Annotated in this window: 16 protein-coding genes; 9 read left to right on the top strand and 7 right to left on the bottom strand. The window is 69.4% G+C overall.

Annotated elements, in window-relative coordinates; all coding sequences use genetic code 11:
* Window positions 1-604: 604 nt before the first annotated feature.
* A complete protein-coding gene (locus tag ACZ5WC_RS07750) occupies window positions 605-874 on the top strand; it encodes a type II toxin-antitoxin system Phd/YefM family antitoxin (protein ID WP_007266282.1) in 270 nt (89 codons plus the stop codon).
* On the top strand, window positions 867-1,130 hold the full coding sequence (locus tag ACZ5WC_RS07745; protein ID WP_468539937.1) for a type II toxin-antitoxin system RelE family toxin: 264 nt from the start codon (window positions 867-869) through the stop codon (window positions 1,128-1,130). The genes ACZ5WC_RS07750 and ACZ5WC_RS07745 overlap by 8 nt, the downstream gene beginning before the upstream one ends.
* Before the next feature lie 133 nt (window positions 1,131-1,263).
* On the opposite strand, the gene ACZ5WC_RS07740 is transcribed toward ACZ5WC_RS07745, so the two are convergent.
* Window positions 1,264-1,953, bottom strand: a complete 690-nt coding sequence (locus ACZ5WC_RS07740; RefSeq protein ID WP_468539936.1) for a type I restriction enzyme subunit R domain-containing protein — start codon at window positions 1,951-1,953, stop codon at window positions 1,264-1,266.
* Window positions 1,954-2,100: 147 nt separating this feature from the next.
* Window positions 2,101-3,189, bottom strand: a complete 1,089-nt coding sequence (ychF, locus tag ACZ5WC_RS07735; protein ID WP_468539935.1) for a redox-regulated ATPase YchF — start codon at window positions 3,187-3,189, stop codon at window positions 2,101-2,103.
* Between the two features lie 496 nt (window positions 3,190-3,685).
* On the opposite strand from ychF, the gene ACZ5WC_RS07730 reads away from it, so the two are divergent.
* Window positions 3,686-4,291 carry a DUF6542 domain-containing protein gene (locus ACZ5WC_RS07730; protein WP_468539980.1) on the top strand — a complete coding sequence of 202 codons (606 nt, stop codon included), beginning with the start codon at window positions 3,686-3,688 and terminating at the stop codon, window positions 4,289-4,291.
* A 232-nt stretch (window positions 4,292-4,523) separates the two neighbouring features.
* Here the strand turns inward: ACZ5WC_RS07730 and ppgK are convergent, their stop codons facing one another.
* Complete coding sequence (ppgK, locus tag ACZ5WC_RS07725; protein ID WP_468539934.1) at window positions 4,524-5,276, bottom strand: polyphosphate--glucose phosphotransferase; 753 nt, start codon at window positions 5,274-5,276, stop codon at window positions 4,524-4,526.
* Window positions 5,277-5,314: 38 nt separating this feature from the next.
* Window positions 5,315-6,355, bottom strand: coding sequence for a 4-hydroxy-3-methylbut-2-enyl diphosphate reductase (locus ACZ5WC_RS07720; protein WP_468539933.1), 1,041 nt, complete (start codon window positions 6,353-6,355; stop codon window positions 5,315-5,317).
* 96 nt (window positions 6,356-6,451) lie between these two features.
* Here ACZ5WC_RS07720 and ACZ5WC_RS07715 point away from each other — a divergent pair, with 96 nt between their 5' ends.
* The 4 genes from ACZ5WC_RS07715 to ACZ5WC_RS07700 all read left to right on the top strand — a co-directional run bounded on the left by ACZ5WC_RS07715 (window position 6,452) and on the right by ACZ5WC_RS07700 (window position 10,329).
* Window positions 6,452-7,816: an APC family permease gene (locus tag ACZ5WC_RS07715; protein WP_468539979.1), complete on the top strand. Its 1,365-nt coding sequence runs from the start codon at window positions 6,452-6,454 to the stop codon at window positions 7,814-7,816.
* Between the two features lie 180 nt (window positions 7,817-7,996).
* Entirely contained in the window at window positions 7,997-9,208 is a 1,212-nt protein-coding gene (gene xseA / locus ACZ5WC_RS07710) for an exodeoxyribonuclease VII large subunit (protein WP_096627250.1), read from the top strand.
* Between the two features lie 65 nt (window positions 9,209-9,273).
* Window positions 9,274-9,534 (top strand): exodeoxyribonuclease VII small subunit, encoded by a 261-nt coding sequence (locus ACZ5WC_RS07705; RefSeq protein WP_468539932.1) that lies wholly within the window; start codon window positions 9,274-9,276, stop codon window positions 9,532-9,534.
* Between the two features lie 204 nt (window positions 9,535-9,738).
* The gene (locus tag ACZ5WC_RS07700) at window positions 9,739-10,329 is read left to right on the top strand and encodes a malonic semialdehyde reductase (RefSeq protein ID WP_468539931.1); all 591 of its coding nucleotides are present in this window, start codon (window positions 9,739-9,741) and stop codon (window positions 10,327-10,329) included.
* 103 nt (window positions 10,330-10,432) lie between these two features.
* Here ACZ5WC_RS07700 and ACZ5WC_RS07695 read toward each other — a convergent pair whose 3' ends face one another.
* Complete coding sequence (locus tag ACZ5WC_RS07695; RefSeq protein WP_468539930.1) at window positions 10,433-10,972, bottom strand: DUF4245 domain-containing protein; 540 nt, start codon at window positions 10,970-10,972, stop codon at window positions 10,433-10,435.
* 180 nt (window positions 10,973-11,152) lie between these two features.
* Between ACZ5WC_RS07695 and glpX the strand changes: the two genes are divergently transcribed.
* Entirely contained in the window at window positions 11,153-12,184 is a 1,032-nt protein-coding gene (glpX, locus tag ACZ5WC_RS07690; RefSeq protein ID WP_030580130.1) for a class II fructose-bisphosphatase, read from the top strand.
* Window positions 12,185-12,288: 104 nt separating this feature from the next.
* Here glpX and ACZ5WC_RS07685 read toward each other — a convergent pair whose 3' ends face one another.
* Together ACZ5WC_RS07685 and ACZ5WC_RS07680 are read right to left on the bottom strand one after the other, a co-directional pair.
* Window positions 12,289-12,660, bottom strand: a complete 372-nt coding sequence (locus ACZ5WC_RS07685; RefSeq protein WP_336677378.1) for a WhiB family transcriptional regulator — start codon at window positions 12,658-12,660, stop codon at window positions 12,289-12,291.
* Window positions 12,661-12,833: 173 nt separating this feature from the next.
* Window positions 12,834-13,538, bottom strand: a complete 705-nt coding sequence (locus tag ACZ5WC_RS07680; protein WP_468539929.1) for a DUF1707 SHOCT-like domain-containing protein — start codon at window positions 13,536-13,538, stop codon at window positions 12,834-12,836.
* A gap of 188 nt (window positions 13,539-13,726) precedes the next feature.
* Between ACZ5WC_RS07680 and ACZ5WC_RS07675 the strand changes: the two genes are divergently transcribed.
* Window positions 13,727-15,394 (top strand): fumarate hydratase, encoded by a 1,668-nt coding sequence (locus tag ACZ5WC_RS07675; protein WP_096627191.1) that lies wholly within the window; start codon window positions 13,727-13,729, stop codon window positions 15,392-15,394.
* Window positions 15,395-15,449: the final 55 nt, after the last annotated feature.

Genomic DNA, 15,449 nt, shown 5'->3' with positions numbered 1-15,449 from the left:
TTGCGTCTGCCCGGGGTGCTCCCTCTCGCTCGACCCTCGCGGGCGGGCTGTGTCGGGTAATGCCTTCTCCTGTTCCGTGTGGAAGCCGCAGACCGGACTCACGTCGCCTGCATGCCGGACACCGCCTGGCCAATAGGCGGGCACCCGCCAGGCTTATCCCGGAGTTCAGGTAACACCCCGGTTTTGATGTCGTCTAATTTTCTTTCGACACGTCAGCAGCGATTCACTTGCGTTCGTCTTCCCGATCCCCACCTGACGCCTCTTACGGCGCCTTTTCCTCATCGCTCACCACGACGGTCTTCAGCCAACGCAGCATGAGGTGGTTTGAAGCCTCCCCCCGCAGGGCGGCTCCGAAGGGCCAAATCCTTCATCTTCCACACAGCACCGCAATCGGAAGCTGTCCTACAACCAACTCCTTCACGCGTTCAGGACGCAACACCTGCGAAAACGTCGATTTCGAAGCCTCCATCCAGCACCAATCCAGCACGGTGCGAGTTCATCCAGCACATCCAGCACCCGCAGCCGCGCAGCCGCAAGGAAGGAGGCCTGCACTCCACCCCAATAGCCGTTGTGTACACATGGGACACTCGGTACACTTGAGCGCATGACGCAGCCGCTGCCCATAGAGTCCATCCGCGACGTGCGCGCGCATTTGGCGGAGGTCGTGGAGCGCGCCGACCGCGACGACGTACCCACCGTGATCACGCGCCGCGGCAAGGAAGTCGCCGCCGTCGTCTCCATCGAGGTACTGCGCAAATACCAGGAGTGGGAAGAGCGCGAGATCAACCGGATCATCGACGAGCGCATGGCCAACCCCGCACCCGGCATCCCGATCGAGGACATCATGAGGGAGACGCTGGCGCGCAGTGAGTGAGTACCGAACCGTCTTCCGCCCCGAGGCGCAGGCCGAGCTTCGGAAGATCCCGCGCGAGATGGCGCTGCGCATCCTGGCCAAGCTGACCGAGCTGGAAAGCGATCCGCTCGGCTTCAACACCACCGCGCTCGTGTCCCAGCCAGACCGCCGGCGGCTACGGGTTGGCGACTACCGCGTCGTCTACGCGATCGACAACGGGAAACTGGTGGTCTGGGTCGTTCACGTGGGACACCGGTCCACCGTTTACGACACCTGACCACCGCTGACCACACGTCAGAATATCCAGCACCCATCCAGCACGGTGACGACGAAGGGGTCGGACTCGACAGAGACCGACCCCTTCTGACGTACACGTTTGACTCAGCACCTAACGTGCAGCAAGCGAACGACTACGCAGGGTCGCCGTAGTCGACGATCTGGGACATGAAGTCGTAGAGCCGTACGTAGGTGGAGACGTCCTTGCGGAACAGGTCCAGCTCCTGGAGCTTTACCTTGTCTTCCTCCTCGATCGCCCGCGCGTAGCGGCGCCGGAAGTCGTGCTGCGCCGGGCTGATCGCCGCCGAGAGCGCGATGTTGCCTTTCCGTGTCACCCACAGTTCGGCGACCTTGCGGACGTCGTCCTCGGTGTAGATCCCGGCCTGGGCAAGCTTGTTGGCCAGGTGGACGACGACATACGGGTCAGTCTCGGTCTCCAGAGTCGCGTTCTTGAAGTACGGCTCGAAGGCCGTCTTGATGTCCTCGGGCTTGTTGGCGAAGTCGATGACGAACGTCTTGCGCCTCTGCTCCCCACCGGCGGTGCGGTGGGTGCGGTTGAGGCGCGAGAGCGTCTGTACCGCAGTGACCCCCGACAGCTTCTTGTCGACGTACATCGCCGAAAGCAAGGGCTGGTCGAAGCCAGTCTGGAACTTGTTGGCGACCAGCATGATCTTGTACGTGTCGCCCTTGAAGGCGGCCGCGAGATCAGCCCCAGCGCCGGGGTTCATATTGGCCTCGGTGAACTCGTCGTCCTTCGACGGTTGCGGACCCCAGTCGCTGTCACTTTGCCAGAACCAGCAGTCGCCGTCCCACGGTTCAGCCACTCACCAGAGCAGAACCCGGCACCGGCACCACATCCACGTCCCAGCACAATCCCAGCACGAGAAAAAACCAAGGGCCCGACCCCGAAGAGCCGAGCCCTCCCTGACCTGCATGTTTGCCAGATCAGCGACGTGGTGATACGTCGCCCGCTACACGTTGAAGCGGAACTCCACCACGTCCCCGTCCTGCATGACGTAGTCCTTGCCCTCCATACGGGCCTTGCCCTTGGCGCGGGCCTCGGCGACCGAGCCGGTTTCCACCAGGTCATCGAAGGAGACGATCTCCGCCTTGATGAAGCCCTTCTGGAAGTCGGTGTGGATCACACCGGCTGCCTCCGGGGCCGTGGCGCCCTTCTTGATGGTCCAGGCCCGGGCTTCCTTGGGGCCTGCCGTGAGGTAGGTCTGGAGGCCCAGGGTCTCGAAGCCGACGCGGCCGAGGGTGGCGAGGCCGGGTTCTTCCTGGCCCATGGACTGGAGCAGTTCGAGGGCCTCGTCGTCGTCCAGTTCGATCAGCTCGGACTCGATCTTGGCGTTCAGGAAGATCGCCTCGGCGGGGGCGACCAGGGCGCGCTGTTCGTTCTTGAAGTCCTCGTCGACCAGCTCGTCCTCGTCGACGTTGAAGACGTAGAGGAAGGGCTTGGTGGTGAGCAGGTGCAGCTCGTGGAGGAGCTTGCCCTTCTCGGTGCCCGCCGAGATGCCTGCGGCGAACAGGGTCTGGCCGGTCTCCAGGATCTTCTTCGCCTCCTCGACCGCGGCGAGGACCGCGACCTTCTCCTTCTGGAGGCGGGACTCCTTCGTCAGGCGCGGGACGGCCTTCTCGACGGACTGGAGGTCGGCGAGGATCAGCTCGGTGTTGATCGTCTCGATGTCGTCCTTCGGCGAGACCTTGCCGTCGACGTGGACGACGTTCTCGTCCTTGAAGGCCCGGATGACCTGGCAGATCGCGTCGGACTCGCGGATGTTCGCGAGGAACTTGTTGCCCAGGCCCTCGCCCTCCGAGGCGCCCCGGACGATGCCCGCGATGTCGACGAAGTCGACCGTCGCCGGGAGGAGCCGCTGGGAGCCGAAGATCTCCGCGAGCTTGTTCAGGCGCGGGTCCGGGACGCCGACCACGCCGACGTTCGGCTCGATCGTGGCGAACGGGTAGTTGGCCGCCAGCACGTCGTTCTTGGTCAGGGCGTTGAACAGGGTCGACTTGCCGACATTCGGCAGACCGACGATTCCGATCGTGAGCGACACTTTGGCGACTTCCTGGAGTGAGGAGGGGGTCAGGGGCGTCCGGGTCCGGCTCGGCCGTTCGGGCCGGGTCCCGGAGTGGACCGATTCCCCAGTTTACGGGCCTGCCCCGCGGGCCCGAACAGTGCGGCTTTCCGGCCCCTCCCGCCGGTCCGAACAGTGCGGCTTTCCGGCCCCTGCCGCCGGTCCGAACGGTGTGGCTTTCCGGCCCCTGCCGCCAGCCCGAACAGTGCGGCTTTCCGACCGCTCCCGCCAGTCCGAACAGTGCGGCTTTCGGCCGTGTGACATCGAACGCAACCCCAAGGTCGGCCAAAGCGCGTGTCCATCGCCTGCTTCCCCCCGTCCCGCGACCTACGTTGGGCGGGTGGAGCAGCACAGGACACGTCCCCCGCAGCGCCGGCCGTCCCCGCGGGCCGCGACCGCCCCGCCCGCGCCCGGTGCGTCCGCGCCGCCTCCGCCGGGTGGTTCCTTCGGTGAGAGTTCCGCCGTCTACCGGGTGCTGGGCAAGCCCGGAGGGCGGGCACGTGCGGTGCCGCCCGTGGTCCTCGCGCTGCGGCGGTTTCCCAATCCCCGGCTCACCGGGATCGGGGCGGGGCTGTTCGCCGCCCTCACCATGTTCGTGCTCGCCTGTATCGACCGGTTGCTCTTCGGCGGCTCCGAGCTCGTGTACGGGCTCCTCTTCCTGCCCGTCAGCGCGCTGACCGCGCTCTGGGTCAGGCCGGCCGACCTGGTCACCGCCCCGATCAGCGTGCCCATCGCCTTCGCCGTCGGGATCTTCCCGATCTCCGGGGGCTCCGACGGCTTCGGCGGGCAGGCCATGGGCCTGGTGACCGCCCTCGCCGTCCACGCCGGCTGGCTGTACGGAGGAACCCTCGTCGCGGGCCTCATCGCCTCCGTACGCAAGGTGCGGCAGATGCGTGCCCGGCGGCGGTATCTGCTCTCCCAGAGGTGGGGCGGCGGGCCGGGGAGAGGTCCCCGCGCTGCCTCTGCCGGCACCGGTACGGCCGCCACCGCGGCCGCTGGTGCGGTCGGTGCTCGTGCCGGTGCCTCCAAGCCCGTACGCGCCGGGGCTGGGCCGACCTCACGCCGTTCCCAGCGGGGCTGACTGCGGTGTCCGTGCGGTTCTGAGGGCCCAGGCAGTGCCTGTCTCAGGCCGCTTGTCTCAGGCCCTTGTCCCAGGCCCTTGTCCCAGGCCCCTTGTTCTCAAGCCCCTTGTCTCAGGTCCCTGCCCCGAGGTCCTTGTCCCGAAGTCCTCGTTGTCCGTGCGGCGGCTCCCAAGCTCCCATCGTGACCGTCCGCGCGGTCCGACAGCCCCTACCGCCGCCCCCTCACCCGCCTCAGGCCCGCCCGTGCGCCGTGCCCGCCGCCGCCATCGCCGCACCCACGATCCCCGCGTTGTTCTGCAACTGCGCCGGCACCATCTCCGCCCGCACCTTCTCGATCAGCGGCAGGAACTTCTCCGCCTTGCGGCTCACGCCGCCGCCGATGATGAACAGTTCGGGCGAGAACAGCATCTCCACATGGCGCAGGTACTTCTGGACCCGGTGCGCCCAGTGCTGCCAGCTCAGGTCCTCGTCCTCCTTGGCCTTCGTGGAGGCGTGCTTCTCCGCGTCGTGGCCGTTCAGCTCCAGGTGGCCCAGCTCGGTGTTGGGGACGAGGACGCCGTCGGTGAAGACCGCGCTGCCGATGCCCGTGCCGAACGTCAGCACGATGACCGTGCCCTTACGGCCCTTGCCCGCGCCGAAGGTCATCTCGGCGACTCCGGCCGCGTCCGCGTCGTTCAGGATCGTGACGGGCTGCCCGATGCGCTCGCCCAGGAGTGTGCGGGCGTCCGTGTCGATCCAGCCCTTGTCGACATTGGCCGCGGTGCGGGTGACCCCGTCCGTGACCACCCCCGGGAACGTGATGCCGATGGGGCCCGACCAGTCGAAGTGACCGATCACCTCGGCCACGCAGTCGGCCACGCCCTTGGGCGTGGCCGGGTGCGGTGTCAGCACTTTGTGGCGTTCCTGCGCCAGGTCTCCGCGGTCCAGGTCCACGGGAGCGCCCTTGATCCCGGATCCGCCGATGTCCACGCCGAAGATCTCCATGGAATCCACCGTACGGGCAGGCCGGGCCCCTTGCCCGGCTACTCGGCGGAAAGGGCGGCGGCCTCGGCGCGCAGGTCGCGGCGGAGCTCCTTGGGGAGCGAGAAGGTGATCGACTCGTCGGCCGTCTTCACCGTCTCCACGTCCGCGTAACCGCGCTCCGCGAGCCACTCCAGGACCCCGTCCACCAGCACGTCCGGCACCGAGGCCCCGGAGGTCAGGCCGACCGTGGTCACGCCCTCCAGCCATGCCTCGTCGATCTCGCTCGCGAAGTCGACCAGATGGGCGGCGGGGGCGCCCGCGTCGAGGGCGACCTCGACCATGCGGATGGAGTTCGAGGAGTTCTTGGAACCGACCACGATGACCAGCTCGGCGTCCTCGGCCAGCTTCTTCACCGCGATCTGGCGGTTCTGCGTGGCGTAGCAGATGTCGTCGCTGGGCGGCGAGAGGAGGTTCGGGAACTTCGACTTCAGCGCGTCGACCGTCTCCATCGTCTCGTCGACGGAAAGGGTGGTCTGGGAGAGCCAGACGACCTTCGACTCGTCGCGGACCTCGACGTTCGCGACGTCCTCGGGGCCGTCGACGAGCTGGATGTGGTCGGGGGCCTCGCCGGAGGTGCCGATGACCTCTTCGTGGCCCTCGTGGCCGATCAGGAGGATGTCGTAGTCCTCCTTGGCGTACCGGACGGCTTCCTTGTGGACCTTGGTGACCAGCGGGCAGGTCGCGTCGATGGTGGCGAGCTTGCGCTCGGCGGCCTCCGCGTGGACGGTGGGCGCGACTCCGTGCGCGGAGAACATCACGATGGAGCCCTCGGGCACCTCCGCGGTGACGTCCACGAAGATCGCGCCCTTCCTCTCCAGGGTCTGCACGACGTACTTGTTGTGCACGATCTCGTGGCGGACGTAGATCGGGGCCCCGTACTGCTCCAGGGCCTTCTCGACGGCGATCACGGCACGGTCCACGCCCGCGCAGTAGCCACGGGGTGCGGCGAGCAGGACACGGCGGGTGTTACTGCGGCGCGTAGCGCCTCCGCTCGGGGCGGCGGCGGGTGACGGGCTGGGCGTTGCAGTCATGCGTCCCATCGTAAGGCCGTGCCGAACAGGCGCCACGACGTCCCGGTGGAGAGACTGGTGGTCGCGGGTGAGCGGTTGGTGCCGGACGGTGATGGTGGAGGGTTCATGACGTCGGTCTCCGGAAGCAACGTCGAGGCGGGGCGGCTGCGGCGGACGCTCGGGTTCCGGGATCTCGTCGTCTACGGGTTGCTCTTCATCGCCCCCATGGCCCCCGTCGGGGTGTTCGGCACCCTGGACGCGAAGTCCGGCGGCGCGGTCGCGCTCGTCTACCTCGTGGCGACCGTCGTCATGGCGTTCACCGCCTTCAGTTACGCCCAGATGGTCCGGGTCGCCCCGTTGGCCGGTTCGGTGTTCACGTATGCGCGGAAGGGGCTCGGGGAAGGACCCGGGTTCATCGCCGGGTGGATGGCGATGCTCGACTATCTGCTCATCCCCGCCGTCGCCTATCTCTTCTCCGGGATCGCGATGAACGCCCTGGTCCCGGAGGTCTCGCGGTGGGTGTGGACCGCGCTCGCGGTGCTCATGACCACGCTGCTCAATCTGTGGGGGGTGCGGGCAGCCGCCCGGGTCGGCTTCGCCGTGCTGGCCATGGAGATCGTGGTGCTGCTGGTGTTCGTGGTGTCGGCCGTGGTCGTCCTCGTACGGGACGGGGCGCAGCGCGGCTGGCTGACGCCGCTGACCGGGGACACCGCGTTCTCCATGGCGGCGGTACTGGGGGCCGTGTCGATCGCCGTGCTGTCGTATCTGGGCTTCGACGCCATCGCCTCGTTCGCCGAGGAGGTGACGGGCGGCTCGCAGAAGGTGGCGCGGGCGGTGCTCTTCTGTCTGGTGCTCGCCGGAGTGCTGTTCGTCGCCCAGACCTACCTGGCAGCGCTGCTGGAGCCGACGAGCTCGGCGGAGCTGGCCGCGAATCCGGCGGCCCAGGGGTCCGCCTTCTACGACGCCGTCGACGCCTCCGTCGGGACCTGGCTGCATGACCTGGTCGCGGTCAGCAAGGCCATCGGCGCCGCGTTCGCCGCGCTGGCGGGGCAGGCGGCCGCCGGGCGGCTCGTCTTCGCGATGGCCCGGGAGCGGCGGCTGCCGGCCGTCCTCGCGAAGGTCGACCCGAAGTCGGGCGTGCCGCGGCTCGCGATCCTGGGCACGGCGGTCGTGACGATGGTGGCCGCGGTGTGGGCCGCCCGGCGCGACGACGGCCTGGACCATCTGGTCTCCGTCGTGGACATCGGCGCGCTCACCGCGTTCGTGATGCTGCACGCGTCGGTGGTCGGATGGTTCGTCATCCGGCGGATGGCAGGACCGCCGGTGTGGTGGCGGCACGTCCTCGTCCCGGTGTTCGGCGCGGGCATCCTGGTCGCGGTCATCGTGGAGGCGACGACGAGCGCCCAGTTGGTGGGGCTCTGCTGGTTCGGCGTGGGGCTGGTGGTGCTGGCGGTGCAGGGGGCGGGCGGTCGGAGCCGTTCGGAGAGGTGAGCGCGGCCGGTCCGGGGTCGTACGGAGACGGGAACGGCCGGTCCGGGGTCGTACGGAGACGGGAACGGCCGGTCCGGGGTCGTACGCATCGGGTCCTGCGCCGAAGCGAGCCTCCGGTTCCGTGTCGTACGGGCGTGCGGCCCCCTCGTCATGTCGGTGGCTGCCGATACGCTCGCCCGTATGGCTCTCAACACGTCCGCCGAAGCGCCGCTGCCCGTCGGTGAGGTGTCACGGCTCATCGGGGGGTGGATCGACCGGCTCGGTGCCATCTGGGTGGAGGGGCAGATCACCCAGCTGTCGCGGCGGCCGGGGGCCGGGGTCGTCTTTCTGACCCTGCGCGATCCGTCCCACGACATCTCCGTGAGCGTGACCTGTTTCCGGCAGGTCTTCGACCGGATCGCCGATGTGGTGACGGAGGGCGCACGCGTCGTCGTCCTCGCCAAGCCCGAGTGGTACGCGCCCCGGGGGCAGCTGTCGCTGCGGGCCACGGACATACGGCCGGTCGGGATCGGCGAGCTGCTCGTACGGCTGGAGCAGCTCAAGAAGTCGCTCGCCGCCGAGGGGCTCTTCGCCCTGGACCGCAAGAAGCCGCTGCCCTTCCTCCCCCAGCTCATCGGGCTCGTCTGCGGGCGCGCCTCCGCCGCCGAGCGCGACGTCCTGGAGAACGCCCGCCGCCGCTGGCCCGCCGTGCGCTTCGAGGTCCGCAACACCGCCGTGCAGGGGGTGAACGCGGTCGCTCAGGTGGTGCAGGCGGTCGAGCAGCTGGACGCGCTGCCCGAGGTGGACGTGATCGTGGTGGCCCGGGGCGGCGGCAGCGTCGAGGACCTGCTGCCGTTCTCCGACGAGCAGCTGGTCCGGGCGGTGGCCGCCTGCCGTACGCCGGTGGTCTCCGCGATCGGGCACGAGCCCGACTCCCCGCTGCTGGACCTGGTGGCCGACCTGCGCGCCTCCACGCCCACGGACGCGGCCAAGAAGGTCGTCCCCGACGTGGGCGAGGAGCTGGAGCGGGTGCAGCAGCTGCGGGACCGGGCGCTCCGGACCGTACGGGGCATCCTGGACCGCGAGGAGCGCGGGCTCGCGCACGCGCTGGGCCGTCCCGCGATGGAGCGCCCGCAGCGGCTGGTGGACGAGCGCGAGGCCGAGGTGGACGCGCTTCTCGGGCGCAGCCGCCGGGTGCTGGGCCATCTGCTGGACCGGGCCGACTCGGAGCTCTCGCACACCCTCGCCCGGGTCGTATCGCTGTCACCGGCCGCGACGCTGGAGCGGGGGTACGCGGTGCTCCAGCGGCCCGACGGCCATGTGGTGCGCTCCCCCGACGAGGCCGGGGCCCCCGGCGAGCCGCTGCGGGCGCGGGTGTCGGAGGGCGAGTTCACGGTGCGGGTGGACGGGTGAGGCCCGCGGACACGAAGCCCCCGCGGAGCGGTGGGGCACAGGACGACACACCTAGGGTGGATCACATGACGGACGACAGTACGGCGGCGGCTGCCGCGACGGGCACGCTCGGGTACGAGCAGGCGCGCGACGAGCTGATCGAGGTCGTACGCCGGCTGGAGGCGGGCGGCACGACCCTGGAGGAGTCGCTGGCCCTGTGGGAGCGGGGCGAGGAGCTGGCCAAGGTCTGCCGGCACTGGCTTGAGGGTGCCCGGGCGCGGCTGGACGCCGCGCTCGCCCGCCCGGAATCCGGCTCCGGCAGCTCGGGTACGGCCGCTGACGCCTGAGCTCCTCAACGGCCTGGCCTCTCAGGGAGGCGGGGCGGGCGCAGGCCTTTCCTTGCCCCCGCAAGGCTCTCGGCTCCCCTGCCCGCAGGGCTCTCGGCCTGTGGAGTGGATCACTCTCGCACGGATTTAGTTGAAAGTTAACCTATTCCTGGCTTACGGTCGGTGCATCGCCAACCCCTGCTCCGCCTGGAAGGTACCCACCAGATGTCGCTCGTTCTCGACCCCGCCGCTCAGGACCTCCTCTTCCGCGAGGCCCGCACCGCCAACACCTTCACCGACGAGCCGGTGACCGACGAGCAGGTCCAGGCGATCTACGACCTGGTCAAGTTCGGCCCGACCGCCTTCAACCAGTCGCCGCTGCGCGTCGTCCTGGTCCGCTCCGCAGAGGGCCGCGAGCGCCTGGTGCAGCACATGGCCGAGGGCAACCGCCCGAAGACCGCCACCGCGCCGCTGGTCGCGATCCTCGCCGCCGACAACGAGTTCCACGAGGAACTCCCGACGCTGCTTCCGCACTTCCCGCAGGCGAAGGACCTCTTCTTCTCCGAGCGCCCGGCCCGTGAGTCCGCCGCCGGTCTCAACGCCGCGCTCCAGGCCGCCTACTTCATCATCGGCGTCCGGGCCGCCGGTCTGGCCGCCGGCCCGATGACCGGTTACGACGCCGCGGGCATCCAGAAGGAGTTCCTGGACGGCGACCACACCCCGCTAATGGTCGTGAACATCGGCAAGCCGGGCGAGGACGCCTGGTTCCCGCGCAGCCCGCGCCTCTCCTTCGACGAGGTCGTCACGACCGTCTGAGCGCGTACCGCTCGCCCGGCCGGAGGACGGCCGTACGCGTCCGTACGCCGAAGGGGCCCCGGAACACACGGTGTTCCGGGGCCCCTTCGCGCATGCGTACGGCTCAGGGAGCTGCCGCCTCCGTCTTCAGCGCGGCGGCCATCTCGACCAGGCTCTCCTTGGGCGCCGAACCCGTGACCACGGTGGTGTGGTCCTTCTCCTGGAGAACGAGGGCGTTGTACTTCGGGCCCTCCCAGACCTGCCACGTGCGGCCCGCGACCGTCTCGGTGGTTCCGGTGTCCTTGGCCTTGTGGGTGACCTCGGGGACGTACTCGCGCGCGGGAGTGGTGGACTGCTCGACCGCGACGTACCTGCGGTCCGGGTCGAGGAAGCCGAGGTGCCAGGCCTTGCCCGCGGTGCCGTCGTACGTCACGGACGTGGCCTTCCACTTCTCGGGGAGCCCTTCCGGCGCGGCCACCGGGTAGGGCGCGGTCGTACGCACCGTCGCCAGTTCCACGGAGAAGTCGACGGCCTTGACCGGGTCGGCGTTCTCGTCGTGCGGAATGAAGATGTAGATGACGCCCGCACAGGCGGCGGTCACCAGGGTCGACAGGAGCATGTTCCTGGCCGTCTGCTTGCCTCGCTTGCTTGCCACGGAGTCCATGGTGGCACGCGCCCTCGCGCACCCGGACGCAGGGTCGGGTGGGGCGGGGGTGGTGCGGCGTCCGGCGGGCGGGTCACCCAGCGTGCTCATGCGTGACCCGCTCTGCTCATTTTATCGACCTACCGATAGAGTCACAGCACCCTCATATCCGGTCGTCGCCGTACAGAAAGGTGCGCTCCGATGTCCGAGCATCATCTGCCGTCCCAGCTAGAGGTCTCCCCGGAGGCCCCCGACCGCAACCTGGCCCTGGAGTTGGTCCGGGTCACCGAGGCCGCCGCCATGGCCGCCGGGCGCTGGGTGGGCCGCGGCGACAAGATCGGCGCCGACGGCGCCGCCGTGAAGGCCATGCGGACCCTCGTCTCGACCGTCTCGATGAACGGCGTCGTCGTCATCGGTGAGGGCGAGAAGGACGAGGCCCCCATGCTGTTCAACGGCGAGCGGGTCGGCGACGGCACCGGCGCCGAGGTCGACATCGCCGTCGACCCGATCGACGGCACCACGCTCAACGCCAAGGGCATGCCGAACGCCATCGCCGTGCTGGCGGCCGCCGACCGCGGCGCGATGTTCGACCCGTCCGCGGTCTTCTACATGGACAAGCTGGTCACGGGGCCCGAGGCGGCGGACTTCGTCGACATCAACGCACCCGTGTCGGTGAACATCCGGCGCGTCGCGCGGGCGAAGAACTCCACGCCCGAGGACGTCACCGTGGTCATCCTGGACCGCCCCCGCCACGAGGGCATCGTCAAGGAGATCCGCGAGACGGGCGCGCGGATCAAGTTCATCTCCGACGGCGATGTCGCGGGCTCGATCATGGCGGCCCGCGAGGGCACCGGCGTCGACCTGCTCATGGGCATCGGCGGCACGCCCGAGGGCATCATCTCGGCGTGCGCCATAAAGTGCCTCGGCGGCGTCATCCAGGGCAAGCTCTGGCCCAAGGACGAGGCCGAGCGGCAGCGCGCGCTGGACGCGGGCCACGATCTGGACCGGGTGCTGTCGACCGACGACCTGGTCAGCGGCGACAACGTGTTCTTCGTGGCGACGGGGATCACCGACGGTGAGCTGATGCGCGGTGTGCGGTACCGCGCGGAGACGGCGACCACCGAGTCGATCGTGATGCGCTCGAAGTCCGGCACGATCCGGACCATCAGCTCGACGCACCGGCTGTCGAAGCTGCGCGCCTACAGCGCCATCGACTTCGACCGCGCGAAGTAGCTCCGCGAGCGAGGAGCCGAGGGACACGGGCGGAGACGCAGCGGGGAGGGGGTGCGGGAGCGACGAATCGCTGCCGCACCCCCTCCCGTACGTTCTCCGTGCCTTCAGCCCGCCGCGGCTATGCGCTCGGCAGTCGTCGCGGCCGTCAGCTCGATGTCGCGCCGACGGCGCCGGGCCAGGGCCACACGGCGTTCGGCGGCGGTGAGCCCGCCCCACACCCCGTACGGCTCGGGCTGCATCAGCGCGTGCTCCCGGCACTCCACCATGACCGGACAGCGGGCGCAGACACGCTTCGCGGCCTCCTCGCGGGCCAGCCGGGCGGCGGTCGGTTCCTTCGACGGGGCGAAGAACAGGCCCGCTTCGTCACGGCGGCAGGCCGCCTCCGAATGCCAGGGGCCCGCATCGTCCTCCCGAGCGGGGGTCCGCTGGGCCGGAACGGCGGCGACCTGCAGAGGCTGATGCGGCGGTTGCAGCACGGTCTACTCCTGACGACGGCTACGGCTTCGCGAGCGAGAGACGATGCAGCACTCCCTACCCGCTGTGCGTGCGCCTATGCACTGCGTGGCACCGGCGCGCCACGCGGCACAATGCACCCGCGCGGCACACTGGCCGATTAACGCCGGTTAACGGCGCGCCCGTCGCACGGCATTCAGTGACCGAAGTGTTTCCGCAGCCGCTTCTGGAGGTCCGCGACGAACTTGCCCCGCTTGGGCTTCGCCTCCACGCTCCCGAACACGGAATAGCCGTTCACGACGACGACCGGCGCTTCCGGATCGGCCGATTCGAGCGTCTTCACCTCGAAACTGCCGAACACGCCCGTTCCGTTGCCGCGCAGGGAGATGTTCTCCGGAACCCTGATCTCGACGCTGCCGAAGATGGACGTCGCGTTGATGACGGTGAAGCGTTGGCCGAAAAGCGCTTCGGTCAGATCGATCTCCACGCTGCCGAAGAGCGCGAAGGCGTTCGTCCGGCCGCCGACCCGCCAACGCCCCTTGCGGACGGAGCTGCTGAAGACCGCGACGAGGTTGTCCGGGGGGCCGTCCGGGGCCTCGGGGCCGTAGCTGTACGGGCGGGGGCCCGGCCGCTCGGCGGTGGGAGCGGAGGACGCGGGCAGGTCACGGACCAGCGGCTGGAGTTCGCCGACGGTCTTGGCCCGGTAGACCAGATCGACCCGCTCCGCGTGCTCGTCCGCCGTCAGACGGCCCTCGGCCATCGCCTCCCGCAGGATGTCCGCGATCCGGTCGCGGTCCGCGTCCGAGGCGCGCATGCCGTCACCGTCGACTGCGGCGGCGGGCGGCGGAGCGGTCGGCGCTGTCGGTGCGGCGGGCTGCTGAGGCTGCTTCTCCAGGTCCACCGTCCCAGCCTACCCAAACGCGATAGATCGCGACTACCCCTTCAACCGGCGTGCCCCACGGGCCGGGAACCCCGGCGGATTCCAGGTGAGCCTTACCTCACAGGATCGGCGCCGTGGCGGCGTTCTACCCTGGTTGATGCGCTGCCCAAGGGAGGCCAGCCGCCGTCGCCGAGTGAGGAATGGCCGTAATGCCAGAGTTTGCGTACTCCGATCTGCTCCCCCTGGGAGAGGACACCACGCCGTACCGCCTGGTGACCGCCGAGGGTGTCTCCACCTTCGAGGCCGACGGCCGTACGTTCCTCAAGGTCGAGCCGGAGGCGCTGCGCACGCTGGCCGCCGAGGCGATGCACGACATCTCGCACTACCTGCGCCCGGCCCACCTGGCTCAGCTGCGGCGGATCGTCGACGACCCGGAGGCCTCCTCCAACGACAAGTTCGTGGCGCTGGACCTCCTGAAGAACGCGAACATCGCCGCCGCGGGCGTCCTGCCGATGTGCCAGGACACCGGTACGGCGATCGTCATGGGCAAGCGCGGGCAGAACGTGCTGACCGAGGGCGGTGACGAACAGGCCCTGTCGCACGGGATCTACGACGCGTACACCAAGCTCAACCTGCGCTACTCGCAGATGGCCCCGCTGACCATGTGGGACGAGAAGAACACCGGCTCCAACCTCCCGGCCCAGATCGAGCTGTACGCCACCGACGGCGGCGCGTACAAGTTCCTCTTCATGGCGAAGGGCGGCGGCTCGGCCAACAAGTCGTTCCTCTACCAGGAGACGAAGGCCGTCCTGAACGAGGCCTCCATGATGAAGTTCCTGGAGGAGAAGATCCGTTCGCTGGGGACCGCGGCCTGCCCGCCGTACCACCTGGCGATCGTGGTCGGCGGCACCTCGGCGGAGTTCGCGCTGAAGACCGCCAAGTACGCCTCCGCGCACTACCTGGACGAGCTGCCCGCCGAGGGCTCCCCCACCGGGCACGGCTTCCGGGACAAGGAGCTGGAGGAGAAGGTCTTCGAGCTGACGCAGAAGATCGGCATCGGCGCGCAGTTCGGCGGCAAGTACTTCTGCCACGACGTGCGCGTGGTGCGCCTGCCCCGGCACGGCGCCTCGCTGCCCGTCGCCATCGCCGTCTCCTGCTCGGCGGACCGCCAGGCCACCGCGAAGATCACCGCCGAGGGCGTCTTCCTGGAGCAGCTGGAGAAGGACCCGGCGCGCTTCCTCCCCGACACCACCGACGAGCACCTCGACGAGGCCGGGGACGTCGTGAAGATCGACCTCAACCGGCCGATGGACGAGGTGCTGGCCGAGCTGACCAAGTACCCGGTCAAGACCCGGCTCTCGCTGACCGGCCCGCTGGTCGTGGCCCGTGACATCGCGCACGCCAAGATCAAGGAACGCCTCGACGCGGGCGAGGAGATGCCGCAGTACCTGAAGGACCACCCGGTCTACTACGCCGGTCCGGCGAAGACGCCCGAGGGGTACGCCTCCGGCTCCTTCGGCCCGACGACGGCCGGCCGCATGGACTCCTACGTCGAGCAGTTCCAGGCGGCGGGCGGCTCGAAGGTGATGCTGGCCAAGGGCAACCGCAGCAAACAGGTCACCGACGCCTGCGGTGCGCACGGCGGCTTCTACCTCGGCTCGATCGGCGGCCCGGCGGCCCGCCTCGCGCAGGACTGCATCAAGAAGGTCGAGGTCGTCGAGTACGAGGAGCTCGGCATGGAGGCGGTCTGGCGCATCGAGGTCGAGGACTTCCCCGCCTTCATCGTCGTCGACGACAAGGGCAACGACTTCTTCACCGAGCCCGCCCCGGCTCCGACGTTCACCAGCATTCCGGTGCGGGGGCCGGGTCTGGGCTGACCCGTCGCGCAGCTGGTGTGGGGGCCCGTCCGGACGGACGGGCCCCCATAGCGTT

It is taken from the genome of Streptomyces sp. NPDC033165 (assembly GCF_055577965.1).
Note: the sequence above shows the minus strand (reverse complement) of the source record. Positions and strands in the feature narration are given on the sequence as shown.